The 14,603-nt window shown below is 70.8% G+C and carries 10 protein-coding genes; 5 read left to right on the top strand and 5 right to left on the bottom strand.

Features of this window, described 5'->3' with window-relative positions; all coding sequences use genetic code 11:
• Positions 1–1,371 (bottom strand): YibE/F family protein (locus ABT381_RS31575; protein WP_351600250.1); only part of this gene is annotated, 1,371 nt, incomplete at its 3' end.
• Positions 1,372–1,591: 220 nt separating this feature from the next.
• Here ABT381_RS31575 and thiC point away from each other — a divergent pair.
• A complete protein-coding gene (thiC, locus tag ABT381_RS31580; RefSeq protein ID WP_351600252.1) occupies positions 1,592–3,367 on the top strand; it encodes a phosphomethylpyrimidine synthase ThiC in 1,776 nt (591 codons plus the stop codon).
• Positions 3,368–3,446: 79 nt separating this feature from the next.
• Here thiC and ABT381_RS31585 read toward each other — a convergent pair whose 3' ends face one another.
• The 3 genes from ABT381_RS31585 to ABT381_RS31595 form a co-directional block, all read right to left on the bottom strand.
• A complete protein-coding gene (locus tag ABT381_RS31585) occupies positions 3,447–4,517 on the bottom strand; it encodes a hypothetical protein (RefSeq protein WP_351600253.1) in 1,071 nt (356 codons plus the stop codon).
• 210 nt (positions 4,518–4,727) lie between these two features.
• Entirely contained in the window at positions 4,728–5,960 is a 1,233-nt protein-coding gene (locus ABT381_RS31590; protein WP_351600255.1) for a metallophosphoesterase, read from the bottom strand.
• Positions 5,961–6,209: 249 nt separating this feature from the next.
• Entirely contained in the window at positions 6,210–7,310 is a 1,101-nt protein-coding gene (locus tag ABT381_RS31595; RefSeq protein WP_351600257.1) for a LacI family DNA-binding transcriptional regulator, read from the bottom strand.
• A gap of 426 nt (positions 7,311–7,736) precedes the next feature.
• On the opposite strand from ABT381_RS31595, the gene hisC reads away from it, so the two are divergent.
• Positions 7,737–8,816: a histidinol-phosphate transaminase gene (hisC, locus tag ABT381_RS31600; RefSeq protein ID WP_351600259.1), complete on the top strand. Its 1,080-nt coding sequence runs from the start codon at positions 7,737–7,739 to the stop codon at positions 8,814–8,816.
• Between the two features lie 124 nt (positions 8,817–8,940).
• On the opposite strand, the gene ABT381_RS31605 is transcribed toward hisC, so the two are convergent.
• On the bottom strand, positions 8,941–9,309 hold the full coding sequence (locus ABT381_RS31605) for a cyclophilin-like fold protein (protein WP_351600261.1): 369 nt from the start codon (positions 9,307–9,309) through the stop codon (positions 8,941–8,943).
• A gap of 301 nt (positions 9,310–9,610) precedes the next feature.
• Here ABT381_RS31605 and ABT381_RS31610 point away from each other — a divergent pair, with 301 nt between their 5' ends.
• The 3 genes from ABT381_RS31610 to cydD all read left to right on the top strand — a co-directional run.
• Entirely contained in the window at positions 9,611–11,119 is a 1,509-nt protein-coding gene (locus ABT381_RS31610) for a cytochrome ubiquinol oxidase subunit I (RefSeq protein ID WP_351600262.1), read from the top strand.
• A gap of 9 nt (positions 11,120–11,128) precedes the next feature.
• Positions 11,129–12,130, top strand: a complete 1,002-nt coding sequence (gene cydB, locus ABT381_RS31615) for a cytochrome d ubiquinol oxidase subunit II (RefSeq protein WP_351600263.1) — start codon at positions 11,129–11,131, stop codon at positions 12,128–12,130.
• 28 nt (positions 12,131–12,158) lie between these two features.
• Positions 12,159–14,603, top strand: a 2,445-nt coding sequence (cydD, locus tag ABT381_RS31620) for a thiol reductant ABC exporter subunit CydD (protein WP_351600264.1), incomplete at its 3' end; no start/stop codon positions are given.

The raw sequence follows: 14,603 nt of genomic DNA on the forward strand, positions 1-14,603 counted from the left end.
GCGGCGGCGGCCCCGTCCACCGCGCCTGCTGCCCGGCTGCCCGGGCCCCGGACCGGCCGCCCGGCCGTGCTCCGCGCTCGAACCGCTCCGGTTGCCGCGGTCCGCGGCGACCACCAGTACCGCCAGCAGCGTGGTCAGCGGTACGGACGCGACGAGCCCGATACTGCCCACGAGCGTCCGGATGATCTCCTCGGCCACCACTTCGCTGGTGGCGACCGTGCCGACACTGCTGCGCGCGATGGAGAACAGCAGGAGCAACGGGAGCGCGGCGCCCGCGTACGCCAGTACCAGCGTGTTCACCACCGACGCGATGTGGTCCCGCCCGATCCGCATCGCCGCCCCGTAGATCTGCCGCCGGCTCGCCGTCGGGTCGGCGTCCCGCAGCTCCCACACGGCCGCCGTCTGGGTCACGGTCACATCGTCCAGCACGCCCAGCGAGCCGATGATGATCCCCGCCAGCAGCAGGCCGCGGATCTCGATGCCCGGATAGAGGCTGTGCACCAGCCCCGTCTGGTCGTCCGTATTGCCCGTCAGCTGTCCCCAGCCGATGAACACCGATCCCAGCAGCCCGATCAGCAGCAGTGACGCCAGCGTGCCGAGCACCGCGACCGAGGTGCGGGCCGTCAGGCCGTGGCACATGTACAGCGCGATGAGCATGATCGCGCTGCCGCCGACCACCGCCACCAGCAGCGGATTCGAGCCTTGCAGGATGGCCGGCAGGATGAACAGCGTGAGGACGGCGAAGCTCGCCGCCAGCGCGACCAGTGCCAGCACCCCGCGCAGCCGCCCGACGACCACCACCGCCAGCGCGAACACCGCGGCCAGCACCCACATCGGGAAGGTGCGGTCCACGTCGGTGACCGAGTACTGCAGGTCCCGGGGCGCCTTGGGCGCGTACGCCACCACGACGTCCTGGCCCTCGGTGTAGCGGCGCGACGCGTCCGGCGTCACCACGGTCTTGAAGCGGTGCCCCGTGTCCTTGCCGGTGGTGACCTCGATGGTGGCCTGCTCGCAGCTCTGCGCGTTCTGCTGCGCGCCGCTGCCGGGACCCGTCGGCTGTTGCTGCTGCATCTGCTGCATCTGCTGCTGTTGCTGCGCGTTGACGTCCGCGCAGTCCACCTTCGTGAGCCGGACGACCCGGGCGGTCTGGGTCTGCTGGTCGAAGCCGACCCCCGACGGCTTGTGCGCGGGCGCGCCGCCGGGCCACAGGGCGATCAGCCCGACACCCACCGCCAGGGCGAACGGGATCAGTACGGCGGCGATGACCTTGCGCAGGTGGCGGGAGACGGGCGCGGCGGGTCCGTGGCCATGGCTGTGGCCGTGCGCATGTGGATGAGTGTGCGACTGGGGCTCGGGCTCGTTGCGGGTCACCGCCCGATCATCCAACAACTCACCGGGCCCCCTGTTCACCACGCGGCTCCGGCCGCTACCGTGGTGGCACCTTTGCAATCGCGGGAGCTCGGAGCACCGGGCTGAGAGGGCGCTGATCCTCGTCCCTGCGGTGTTTCACGTGAAACACCGAGAGACGGAAAGAGCTGCGTCGACCGCCGAACCTGTTACCGGGTAATGCCGGCGTAGGGAGTGGGTCTCAATGACTCTGCAGGATGCACGCACGCCCGAAAACGGCCAGGACGCTGCCGAGACGCAGCAGATCGGCTGGCACAAGGGCTATGTCTCCGGTACGCGCCCGGACCTCCGGGTCCCCGTCCGGCGAGTGCACCTCACCAATGGCGAGCACGTGACGCTTTACGACACGTCAGGGCCGTACACCGACCCCAATATCGAAACGGACGTCCGCCGCGGCCTCGCGCCGCTGCGGGAGAACTGGATCATCGCCCGCGGCGACACCGAGGAGTACGCGGGTCGGCCGATGCGTCCGGAGGACGACGGCCTCAAGCACACCTCGCCGCGTGGCGGCCTGAAGAACCTCGACGCGGTGTTCCCGGGCCGGCCCCGGCAGCCGCGCCGCGGCCGGGACGGCGCCGTCACCCAGCTCGCGTACGCGCAGCGCGGCGAGGTCACCGCGGAGATGGAGTACGTCGCGCTCCGCGAGAACTGCAGCCCCGAATTCGTGCGGGACGAAATCGCGGCCGGCCGCGCGGTGTTGCCGGTCAACGTCAACCACCCGGAGATCGAGCCGATGATCATCGGCAAGAACTTCCTGGTCAAGGTCAACGCCAACATCGGCAACTCCGCGGTGACCTCCTCCATCGAGGAGGAGGTGGAGAAGATGACCTGGGCGACCCGCTGGGGCGCCGACACGGTCATGGACCTCTCCACCGGCCGCAACATCCACACCACCCGCGAGTGGGTACTGCGCAACTCCCCCGTCCCGATCGGCACCGTCCCCCTCTACCAGGCCCTGGAGAAGGTCGACGGCAAGGCCGAGGAGCTCACCTGGGAGATCTACAAGGACACCGTCATCGAGCAGGCCGAGCAGGGCGTCGACTACATGACGGTCCACGCCGGGGTGCTCCTGCGGTACGTCCCGCTCACCGCCCGCCGCAAGACCGGCATCGTCTCCCGCGGCGGCTCGATCATGGCGGCGTGGTGTCTGGCGCACCACAAGGAGTCCTTCCTCTACGAGAACTTCGAAGAGCTCTGCGACATCCTTGCCTCCTACGACGTCACCTTCTCCCTCGGTGACGGGCTGCGCCCAGGCTCCATCGCCGACGCCAACGACGAGGCCCAGTTCGCGGAGCTGAAGACTCTCGGCGAGCTGAACACGATCGCCAAGGCGCACGGCGTACAGACCATGATCGAGGGCCCGGGCCACGTCCCGATGCACAAGATCAAGGAGAACATCGACCTCCAGCAGGAGATCTGCGAGGAAGCGCCCTTCTACACCCTGGGCCCGCTGACCACCGACATCGCTCCCGCCTACGACCACATCACCTCGGGCATCGGCGCCGCGATGATCGCCTGGTGGGGCACGGCGATGCTCTGCTACGTCACGCCCAAGGAGCACCTGGGCCTGCCGGACCGCGACGACGTGAAGACCGGCGTCATCACGTACAAGATCGCGGCCCACGCGGCCGACCTGGCCAAGGGTCACCCGGGCGCCCAGGAGTGGGACGACGCCCTCTCCGACGCCCGCTTCGAGTTCCGCTGGGAGGACCAGTTCAACCTGGCCCTCGACCCGGACACGGCCCGCGCCTTCCACGACGAGACGCTCCCGGCCGAACCGGCCAAGACGGCCCACTTCTGCTCCATGTGCGGCCCGAAGTTCTGCTCCATGAAGATCTCCCAGGACATCCGCCGCGAACACGGCGGCGACCTGTCCGTGGACCCCGAGGCCGGCATGGCCGAGAAGTCCAAGGAGTTCGCGGCAGCGGGCAACCGGGTGTACTTGCCGATCGCGGACTGATCGCCGGCACGACCTGAACGCATGACGAGGAGGCTCCGGGAGTACCCGGGGCCTCCTCGTCGTACTCGTCGTGCGGGGATCACTCCGGCTGGTGATCCGGCCCTCCGTAGTCCGGGCTGGTGAAGTCCGGGCTCGTGAAGCGGGGGCGGATGGTGGTGCGGTGATCGTCCTCCGGGCCGGAGAAGTGCGGGTGGGTGTAGCCGAGGGTGGGCATGCGGCCGACGTCCGGGCTGTGGTGCGCCACGTAGCGGTCGGCGGCCTCGGCGGGCGGCGGAGGCGCCGGGGTCCGGCCGTCGCCCGGCTTCTCGTCCGGGGCGACCGCCTCGGCCACGTCGGTCGACGCGTCCGGGGAACCGGACTCGGCCGACAGGCCGCTGCGCGATCCGGACGCGGGCAGGCCGTGCGGTACCGCGGCGCCCTTGTCCGTCTTCGGGGCGTGCGGCTCCGTCGGCGGTTCCGGGGCCGTCAGGGCTTCCAGGAGGAAGGGGCGGAGGCCCCGTTCCTGGAGCGCCTGGAGCCAGCGGGCTTTCGCCCGTTCGACCTCCTGGGCCAGCTCGCTGGGACGGGAGGCGCGCAGGGATGTGGCGCCGTTGCGGAGAGCCGTGACGACCAGGCCGCCCATCGCGATGAGGATCGTCGCCGCGGTCAGGGCCGCGAAGACCCAGCCGACGCTGATCAGCGGCTGGGCCAGGGACTCGTCGGGGCTGACGGTGTGCACGATGTAGCCGATGAGGAGGAAGAGGACCGCGGCGATGCCTGCCAGGACGGGCGCGAGGACCGTGACCATGGCGGCCAGTCCGGCGCCGGTGGCCTCGGCCACCTCGCCCATCGTGGTGAGGCCGACGCCGGCACCACCCGCGTCGTCACCGCCGCCCTCGCCCGGTTCGCCACCGGCCGTGGCCGGGCGCGCGGAGGCGGGCGCGCGCAACTCCGCGCGCAGCGCGACGTAATGCTGGTACTCGGCCGTCGCGCACGCGGCGATGGCGGTCGTGGCGCTGAGCGCCATGGTGCGCAGCTGCTCGATGTTGAGGCGCATGCCCGTCGCGGCGAGGTCCGGGCGGTCGGCCGCGGCGTGCAGTGCCTCGTCGAGGGCCCGCCGGAATTCCTCGCGGTCCTCGTTCAGCAGGTGCGGAGCGCTGTTCATGTGCATCCCCCGATGCTCCGTAGGGCCGTACGGGCCGGCGTGGACCGGGCAGTTGGCGGGAAACGGAGGAGAGCCTGCTACGGATAGACCGATGGTAGAGCGCCTCCAGCACGGCGTGACAGAGGATTTCGGAAATTCGCTCCGCCCGTGACAAGCCCTCCCCGGCCGCCCGGCACGTCCCGCCGCCGGCCTGCGGTACCCCTGCCCCGATACGGGTCAGGCAGTCAGGGGAAGTTGGACGACGAGCAGCTTTCCGGCCATCGTGACGCCGCCGTCCATGGCGACCGCCAGGCCGTCGGCGTACACGTGCGGCTCTTCGACGGTGGGATCCTCGCCCTCGCCGTCCTCGGTGCCGACCTCGCCGAGGAGGTACGGGATGGGGCTGTGGCCATGGACGATGCGCTCGCCGCCGTACATGGCGAGCAGTTCGCGCACGGCCTGCGGCCCGGACTCGTCGCGGAAGGCGAAGCGCTTGGTGAGCTTGCGGAAGAGGTCCCAGACCTCGTTGGCGTCGCTGCGCGTCAGGACCTCGTGGACGGCGTCGTTGACGGCCTCGATGGAGTCGCCGTAGTCGAGGTACGCGGTGGTGTCGGAGTGCACGAGGAGGTGGCCGTCCTCCTCCGTGACGGCGTCCAGCCGGGCCATCCACTGCAGGTGGTGGTCCTGCAGGCGGTCCATGTCGGTCTTCTGGCCGCCGTTGAGCAGCCAGGCGGCCTGGAAAGAGGCGGTGCCTGCGCCGGACTGCACGGGGGTGTCGCCGAACCGCTTGGCGCCGAGGAGGAGCAGCTCGTGGTTGCCCATGAGGGCCTTGCAGTAGCCGCCGGCCGCCGCGGCCTCGGCGGACAGCTGCATGACCAGGTCGATGACGCCGATGCCGTCGGGGCCGCGGTCGGTGAAGTCGCCGAGGAACCACAGCCGGGTGTTGCCGGCCGCCCAGTGGCCCTCGGCGTCGATCAGCCCCTCGGTGAACAGCGCCGCGCGCAGCTCGTCGTAGTAACCGTGCACGTCACCGACGACGTACAGCGGGCCGCCGGCCTCGCCCTCGCCGACCTGCTGGAGTTCGATGGCGGGGTGATCGACGAGCGTGTCCGTGTACGCGGTCGGGGTGCCGTCAGGGCCGACGACGGGGATGTCGCGCTCGGTGGGGGTGTAGTCGGCGGGCAGCTCGTCCGGCGGCAGCGTGGCCTGCGGGCCGGTGCCGTAGGTGAGGCGGGCGTACGGCCGGGCCCTGGTCCGCACGCGGACCTCCGGGTCGAGGCGCTCCTGGGGAGCGGCCACGTCCTGGCGGACCTGGCCGGTTTGCAGGCCGTAGCCGTCCTGGGGGACGTACCCCTCTTGCGGGGCGTACGCGCCATCGGCGGCGTACGCGTCCTGCGGACGGCCGTCCGGTGCGGCCCCGGGAGCCCCGGGAGTTCCAGGAGGAACGGGCGCAGGAGGTTGTGCTGCCATGGTCCGCACCATGGGTCCCAGACCGGCCCCCTGAGTCATCGACCCCTCCACCGTCGCGCCGCCGTGCACCTAGCGGACCTTGCCTGGTCGACGGCGGTCCGTGGTGTCGTGCGCCCATCATAGGAACGCCGCTCGCGGGTTGTGACGCACCCGGGGGTGGTCAATCGTTCGGAGCCCGGCGTTCCCTGCTGTTTTCTCCCGGCTTCGCCCTGTTTTTCCCTGCGCGGCCGTGGCCGTCCGGCGGAACGCTCAGTCGCCGGACGGGTTGCGCGGTGGGCTTACCGTCGTACGCGGGGACCTCCGTTGAGACGAGGTGCGCACGATCAGGTCGGTCGGTATCACCTGCTCGACCGGGCGTCCGCTGTCGAGCCCCTCGATGGCGTCGATGAGCAGCTGGACGACGGCGGTGCCGATGCGCCGGGGCTTGAGCGAGAGGGTCGTGATGGGGGGCTCTGTCGTGGCGTAGACCGTGGACTCGCTGCAGCACACCAGCAGGAGATCGTCGGGGACCCGGAGGCCGTACCGGCGGGCGGCGGCGAGCAGGTCGGTGCCGTTCGGGTCGAAGAGGCCGTAGACGGCGTCCGGGCGGTCCGGACGGGCCAGCAGCCGGTCGGCGGCGACGGCGCCCGCGCACGGGTCGTGCGCGGGGTAGGACTCGTACACCGGGTCCTGGCCGACCCGCTCGCACCACCGGAGGTACGCGGTGGTGGACAGGCGGGTGTAGGTGTCGGTGGTGGTGCCCGTGAGGAGGCCGATGCGACGGGCGCCGGCGTCCGCGAGGTGCTCCAGGAGCCCCATCACGGCCGCTTCGTGGTCGTTGTCGACCCAGCCGGTGACGGGGAGGGTGCCGCCGGGGCGGCCGTCGGAGACGACGGGGATGCCGTGCCGGACGAGGTCGGTGACGACCGGGTCGCCGTCGGCCGGGTCGATGACGACCGTGCCGTCCAGGGCGACGTTGGACCAGACGTCGTGGCGGGAGGTCGCGGGGAGGATGACCAGGGCGTAGCCACGGGCCAGCGCGGCGGAGGTGGCGGCGCGCGCCATCTCGGCGAAGTACGCGAACTCGGTGAAGGTGAAAGGTTCATCCCCGTACGTGGTGACGGTCAGGCCGATGAGGCCCGACTTGCCGGTACGGAGCGTGCGGGCGGCGGCGGAAGGGCGGTAGCCCAACCGGTCGGCGACCTCGCGGACGTGGCGACGGGTGGCGTCCGGAAGCCGGCCCTTGCCGTTGAGCGCGTCGGAGACAGTCGTGATGGAGACACCGGCTGCGGCGGCCACGTCCCGGATGCCTGCCCGCCCCAACCGGCGTCCGGTCGACCGGCTCACCTGGTGCTTCCCTGCTGCTGTCATGGCGAGCCGATAGTAGGGCTCGGAGGGGGCCATCGCGGGGCTTCCTTATGCGCAGACGAAAGGCACGTTTCTGCATGCCGAAGGGCCGTCAATCTCCTTGGAAAGCAAGGACGTTGGAGGTCAGGGCGCGATTCTGTCCGGTGATCGTCGGGGTTGACCTGCAGATTGCGTCAGGTATCGAAGCGGTCTCAAGTCACCTTCACGGGTGATGCGCGCCACGGCGTGAGCCACCGGCGCGTAACGGAGCGGGAGGCGCTCCGCAAAGGCCCTGCGCCCTGAGCTGGGAAATGGCGTCGGTATATGACATGCGCATGCCCGTACGAGCCCCGGAGGGTGCCGGAGGGCGGAGGGCCCTACGCCGCACGGCTCAATCCTCATAAGGTGTGCGGTATTGGTGACGAGCGGGACGGTCGAGGAGGACCTGCGGTGAGCGAGAAGACCCCGAAGCTGCGTGCGGCGCTGGACGGCGTCCCCACCTACAAGCCCGGGAAGCCGGCCGCCGCGGGTGGCCCGGTGGCGTACAAGCTGTCCTCCAACGAGAACCCCTACCCGCCGCTGCCCGGCGTCCTGGAGACCGCGGTGGCCGCCGCCGGCGCCTTCAACCGGTACCCGGACCTGGCCTGCACCGGGCTGATGGCGGAGCTGTCGGAGCGGTTCGGCGTGCCGGTCGAGCACCTGGCGACCGGCACCGGCTCGGTCGGCGTGGCCCAGCAGCTGATCCAGGCGACGGCCGGGCCGGGCGACGAGGTGATCTACGCCTGGCGCTCCTTCGAGGCGTACCCGATCGTCACCCAGGTCTCGGGCGCCACGTCCGTGCAGGTACCGCTGGACGCGGACGAGGTCCATGACCTGGACGCGATGCTCGCCGCGGTCACCGAGCGGACCCGGCTGATCTTCGTGTGCAACCCGAACAACCCGACCGGCACCGTGGTGCGCCGTGCCGAGCTGGAGCGCTTCCTGGACGCGGTGCCCTCCGACGTGCTGATCGTGCTGGACGAGGCGTACCGCGAGTTCATCCGTGACGCCGAGGTGCCGGACGGCATCGAGCTCTACCGCGACCGCCCGAACGTCTGCGTGCTGCGCACCTTCTCCAAGGCGTACGGCCTCGCCGGTCTGCGGGTGGGCTTCGCGGTGGCGCACGAGCCGGTCGCGGCGGCGCTGCGCAAGACGGCGGTGCCCTTCGGCGTGAGCCAGCTCGCGCAGGACGCGGCAGTCGCGTCGCTGCGCAGTGAGGACGCGCTGCTGGAGCGGGTGGACGCGCTGGTGGCCGAGCGGACCCGGGTGTCCGAGGCGCTGACCGCGCAGGGCTGGACCGTGCCGGAGTCGCAGGCCAACTTCGTGTGGCTGCGGCTGGGGGAGCGCACCGTGGACTTCGCGCGGGCGTGCGAGCAGGCGGGCGCCGTGGTGCGGCCGTTCCCCGGCGAGGGCGTGCGGGTGTCGATCGGCGAGGCCGAGGGCAACGACATCTTCCTGCAGACGGCCGAGGCGTTCCGCAAGGAGATGTGACCGGCGGGCGTGCGTGCGGCGGGGTGGCCGCGGTCCTTGTGGGCCGCGGCCACCCCGTTTTTCTTACGCCGGGCTCGGCGTTTGTCTTACGCCGGGCTCGGCCGGCCGCGCACGGAAGCGCTGGTCAAGCGCGCTCGACCCGGACCGGGTCGCCGTCGCGGACGGTGGCGAGGCGGCGCGGGTCGCCGTCGACGCGGCCGAGGATGTTGCAGGGGGAGGCGAGTCGGGACTCGTCCCCGCGGGAGATGGGCGTCGGGCCGTACGGCAGGGCCAGCGCGTCGCCGTCGGTCCAGAACGCGACCGTGCCCGGCTCGACGACCTGCTGGGCGCCGGCCTCCAGCGCGGGGGAGACGGGGGTGGCGAAGTAGACCTCCTCGCCCCAGGTGCGGGCGGTGGAGGCGAGCGGGAGCGCGGCTTCCAGGGCGGTGACGGTCGGCGTGTCCTCCAGGGTGGCGGTCAGGTGACCTGCGGGCCATGAGATGCGTATCTGCATGGCGCCAAATTCAACAATATGTTGAAGGTTGGCGGAAGAGGGGCCGACGGAAAACGGCGTGTACACGTTCACTAACGGCCTGCCCGGCGGCCGTTCTTCAGGCCGTACCAAGGTTTTCCGCGCGACGGAATACCGCGTGACCACGGTCACGTACCCCCCGATCCGATGAGCGGAAAGTCATGGGAGATAATTGCTTGTGAATGTGAACGCGTTCACAAGCGCCTCCCTTTTTGCCCCTCTTTATGTGGGACAAAAGGTGCAGGAGGTGTGGCGAGAACGGCGACCGTAAGGAGACATCGACGTGGAACTGGCGTTGGCGCCAGAGACCCTGGCGCGATGGCAATTCGGCATCACGACCGTCTATCACTTCCTCTTCGTGCCCCTGACGATCTCTCTCGCCGCCCTGGTGGCCGGACTGGAGACGGCATGGGTCCGCACGGGCAAGGAGCGGTACCTCAAGGCGACCAAGTTCTGGGGCAAGCTCTTCCTGATCAACATCGCGATGGGTGTCGTCACCGGCATCGTCCAGGAGTTCCAGTTCGGCATGAACTGGTCCGACTACTCGCGCTTCGTCGGTGACGTCTTCGGCGCGCCGCTCGCGTTCGAAGCCCTCATCGCGTTCTTCTTCGAGTCCACCTTCATCGGACTGTGGATCTTCGGCTGGGACAAGCTGCCCAAGAAGATCCACTGCTTCTGCATATGGATGGTCTCGATCGGCACGATCCTGTCGGCGTACTTCATCCTCGCGGCCAACTCCTGGATGCAGCACCCCACCGGCTACAAGCTCAACAAGGCCACCGGGCGCGCGGAGCTGACCGACTTCTGGAAGGTGCTGACGCAGGACACCACCCTGGTCGTCGTCTTCCACACCCTCACGGCCGCCTTCCTGGCGGGTGGCGCCTTCATGGTCGGCATCGCCGCCTACCACCTGCTGCGCAAGAAGCACGTCAAGGTCATGCGGACCTCGCTGCGGCTCGGCCTGGTGACGCTGATCGTGGCCGGTCTGCTCACCGCCATCAGCGGTGACCTGCTGGGCAAGGTCATGTTCAAGCAGCAGCCGATGAAGATGGCCTCGGCCGAGGCGCTGTGGGACGGGCAGTCACCCGCGCCCTTCTCGGTCTTCGCCTACGGAGACGTGTCCAAGGGCCACAACACCGTCGAGGTGGAGATACCCGGCCTGCTCTCGTTCCTCTCCCACGACGACTTCTCCTCGTACGTGCCCGGCATCAACGACGTGAACAAGGCCGAGCAGCAGAAGTTCGGGCCCGGGGACTACCGGCCCAACATCCCGGTCGCCTACTGGGGCTTCCGCTGGATGATCGGCTTCGGCATGGCCTCCTTCGCGCTCGGCGTGGCCGGCCTCTGGCTCACCCGCAAGAAGTTCTGGCTCTCGCAACGGCTGCGGACCGGCGATGACGAGGTGCCGCACCTCGCGCTCACCAAGGACAGGGCGCTCGGGGACGGGCTCACCAAGTGGGCCTGGCGGATCGCCGTGCTCACCCTCGGCTTCCCGCTGATCGCGAGCTCCTGGGGCTGGATCTTCACCGAGATGGGCCGCCAGCCCTGGGTGGTCTACGGCGTGCTGCGCACCTCCGACGCGGTCTCCCCCGGCGTCTCGCAGGGCGAGGTGATCACTTCGATGGCCGTCTTCACCACGCTGTACGCGATCCTCGCCGTAGTCGAGGTCAAGCTGCTCGTGAAGTACGTCAAGGCCGGACCGCAGGAGCTGTCGGAGTCCGACCTCAACCCGCCCACCAGGATCGGCGGCGACGACAACGACGCCGACCGGCCGATGGCCTTCTCGTACTAGGGGGCAGCTGTGCACCTTCACGACGTCTGGTTCGTCCTCATCGCCTTCCTGTGGACCGGGTACTTCTTCCTCGAAGGATTCGACTTCGGGATCGGCGTCCTCACCAAGCTGCTCGCCCGTGACCGGAGCGAGCGGCGGGTCCTCATCAACACCATCGGCCCGGTCTGGGACGGCAACGAGGTCTGGCTGCTCAGCGCGGCCGGCGCGACCTTCGCCGCCTTCCCCGACTGGTACGCCACGCTCTTCTCGGGCTTCTACCTGCCGATGCTGCTGATCCTGCTGTGCCTCATCGTGCGCGGCGTGGCCTTCGAGTACCGCCACAAGCGGGACGAGGAGCGCTGGCAGAACAACTGGGAACACGCGATCTTCTGGACCTCGCTGCTCCCGGCGGTGCTGTGGGGCGTGGCCTTCGGCAACATCGTGCGGGGCGTGAAGATCGACGCGCACAAGAACTACGTCGGGTCCCTGCTGGACCTGCTGAACCCCTACGCGATCCTCGGCGGCCTGGTCACCCTGGCGCTGTTCACCTTCCACGGCGCGGTCTTCGCCTCGCTGAAGACGGTGGGCGGCATCCGGGAGCGGGCGCGCGTCACGGCTTCGTTCCTCGGCATGATCGCCGCGGGCCTGGCGCTCGTCTTCATGGTCTGGACGCAGATCGACAAGGGCGACGGCAAGAGCCTGGTCGCGCTGGTCGTCGCGGCGGCGGCGCTGCTCGCGGCCCTGGTGGCGAACGCGCTGGGGCGGGAGGGCTGGTCCTTCACCTTCTCCGGCGTCACCATCGCGGCCCTGGTCGCGATGTTGTTCCTGACGCTCTTCCCGAACGTCATGCCGTCCTCGCTGAACGAGAGCTGGAACCTCACGGTCAGCAACTCCTCGTCCAGTTCGTACACCCTGAAGATCATGACCTGGGGCGCGGGCTTCGCGGCCCCGCTCGTGATGCTCTACCAGGGCTGGACGTACTGGGTGTTCCGCAAGCGCATCGGCACGCAGCACATCGCCGACGCGCACTGATCCCCTTCCGTTACGCACGCCAGGACGGATGTTTCACGTGAAACCGATCGACCCGCGCCTGCTTCGGTACGCCCGCGCCACCCGCTTCTTCCTCGCCGCGGTGGTGGTACTCGGCCTTGCCGGGGCGGGCCTGGTCATCGGCCAGGCGATGCTCATCGCCGAGGTCGTCGTCGGCGCGTTCCAGCGCGACCTCGACCTCGGTGGCCTGAGCACGCCGCTCCTGCTGCTCGCGCTGGTCTCGGTCGGCCGGGGGCTCGTCTCCTGGCTGACCGAGCTGGCCGCGCACCGGGCGAGCGCGGCGGTGAAGTCCGAGCTGCGCACTCGGCTGCTGACGAAGGCCACGGGGCTCGGGCCCTCCTGGCTGGGGACGCAGCGAATCGGCGAGCTGACGAACCTCGCCACCCGTGGCATCGACGCGCTCGACGACTACTTCGCGCGCTACCTGCCGCAGCTCGGCCTCGCGGTCGTCGTGCCCGTCGCCGTGCTCGTACGGATCGTGACCGGCGACTGGATCTCCGCGGCGACCATCGTCGTCACGCTCCCGCTCATCCCGCTGTTCATGATCCTCATCGGCTGGGCGACCCAGTCGCGGATGGACCGGCAGTGGAAGCTGCTGAGCCGGCTGTCCGGCCACTTCCTCGACGTCGTCGCGGGCCTGCCCACGCTGAAGGTCTTCGGCCGGGCCAAGGCCCAGGCGGACGCGATCCGCACCATCACCGGCGAGTACCGCCAGGCCACGCTGCGCACGCTGCGCATCGCCTTCCTGTCCTCCTTCGCCCTGGAACTGCTCTCCACAATCTCGGTCGCGCTGGTCGCGGTCGGCGTCGGGATGCGGCTCGTGAAGGGCGACCTCGACCTGTCCACCGGGCTGATGGTGCTGATCCTGGCGCCCGAGGCGTATCTGCCGCTGCGGCAGGTGGGCGCGCAGTACCACGCGGCGGCCGAGGGGCTGGCGGCCGCCGAGGAGATCTTCGCGGTACTGGAGACCGAGGCGGGGGCCGGGCACGGCGGGACGCGCGAGGCCCCGGCGGGCACCGGGATCGTGGTGGACGGCCTGGTCGTACGCCACCCCGGGCGTCCCGAACCGTCGCTCGCGCACACCTCGTTCGAGGTCGCGGCCGGCGAGACCGTGGCGCTGACGGGGCCGTCCGGCGCGGGCAAGACCACCCTGCTGAACGTCCTGCTCGGCTTCGCGACGCCGGCCGCCGGCCGGGTGCTGATCGACGGCGTGGACCTCACCACGCTCTCCCCCGACAGCTGGCGCGGCCGTATCGCCTGGGTGCCGCAGCACCCGTACCTCTTCGCGGGCACCGTCGCCGAGAACGTGCGGCTGGCCCGGCCGGACGCCGACGACGCGGCGGTGCGGACCGCGCTGCGCGACGCCGGCGCGCTCGGCTTCGTCGACGCGCTCCCCGACGGCCCGGACACCCGGCTCGGCGAGTCCGGCGCGGGCCTCTCCGCCGGGCAGCGCCAACGGCTCGCGCTGGCCCGCGCGTTCCTCGCCGACCGCCCGGTGCTGCTGCTCGACGAGCCCACCGCGAACCTCGACGGGGAGACCGAGGAGTCCGTCGTGGACGCCGTGCGCCGGCTGTCCGAGGGCCGCACGGTCCTGCTCGTGGCCCACCGCCCGGCCCTGCTCGCGGCGGCGGACCGAGTGGTACGGGTGGACCCCGAGGGCCACGCACCGGCCCGTACGACCTCTGAACTCCCGCGCCCGCGACGGGCCGAGGACCGCATCGCGGCCCAAGCGCCGGACCAGGAAACGGACTCGCACGGCGACCGCGCGCAAACCGCGCTGCCCGCACGCGCCTTGGCGCGGCTGCGGCGCACGGCGCGGGCCCACCGTCGCCGCTTCGCCCTGGCGCTGCTGCTCGGCAGTTGCGCGCTCGGCAGCGCCGTCGGGCTGATGGCCACGTCCGGGTGGCTGATCTCGCGGGCCTCGCAGCATCCTCCGGTGCTGTACCTGATGGTCGCGGTCACCGCGACCCGCGCGTTCGGCATCGGCCGGGCCGTCTTCCGGTACGCCGAGCGGCTGGTCGCGCACGACGCGGTGTTCCGGATGCTGGCGGACGTCCGGGTGGCGGTCTACCGGCGGCTGGAGCAGCTCGCGCCCGCCGGACTGCGCGACCGCAGCCGCGGCGACCTGCTGTCCCGGCTGGTGGCGGACGTGGACGCCGGGCAGGACTACTTCCTGCGCTGGCTGCTGCCGGCGGGCGCGGCCGTCGTGGTCGGCGCCGGTTCGGCCGGGTTCACCGCCTGGCTGCTGCCGGAGGCCGGCGCGGTGCTCGCCGCCGGGCTGCTGCTGGCGGGCGTCGCCGTACCGCTGGTGTCCGGCGCGCTGGCGAGGCGGGCCGAGCGGCGGCTGGCCCCGGCCCGCGGCGTGCTCTCGGCGCGCGTCGTCGACCTGCTCACCGGTACGGCCGAACTCACGGTCGCGGGCGCGCTGCGGGAGCGGCTGGCCGGCACCCGGCGC

Origin of the sequence: Streptomyces sp. NPDC000151 (genome assembly GCF_040301705.1) — a bacterium.
Classification (GTDB): Bacteria; Actinomycetota; Actinomycetes; order Streptomycetales; family Streptomycetaceae; genus Streptomyces.

Coding starts and splice junctions, on each gene's coding strand:
- thiC (WP_351600252.1), top strand. CDS start 1,592: ATGACTCTGCAGGATGCACGCACGCCCGAAAACGGCCAGGACGCTGCC.
- ABT381_RS31585 (WP_351600253.1), bottom strand. CDS start 4,517: ATGCACATGAACAGCGCTCCGCACCTGCTGAACGAGGACCGCGAGGAA.
- ABT381_RS31590 (WP_351600255.1), bottom strand. CDS start 5,960: ATGGCAGCACAACCTCCTGCGCCCGTTCCTCCTGGAACTCCCGGGGCT.
- ABT381_RS31595 (WP_351600257.1), bottom strand. CDS start 7,310: ATGACAGCAGCAGGGAAGCACCAGGTGAGCCGGTCGACCGGACGCCGG.
- ABT381_RS31605 (WP_351600261.1), bottom strand. CDS start 9,309: ATGCAGATACGCATCTCATGGCCCGCAGGTCACCTGACCGCCACCCTG.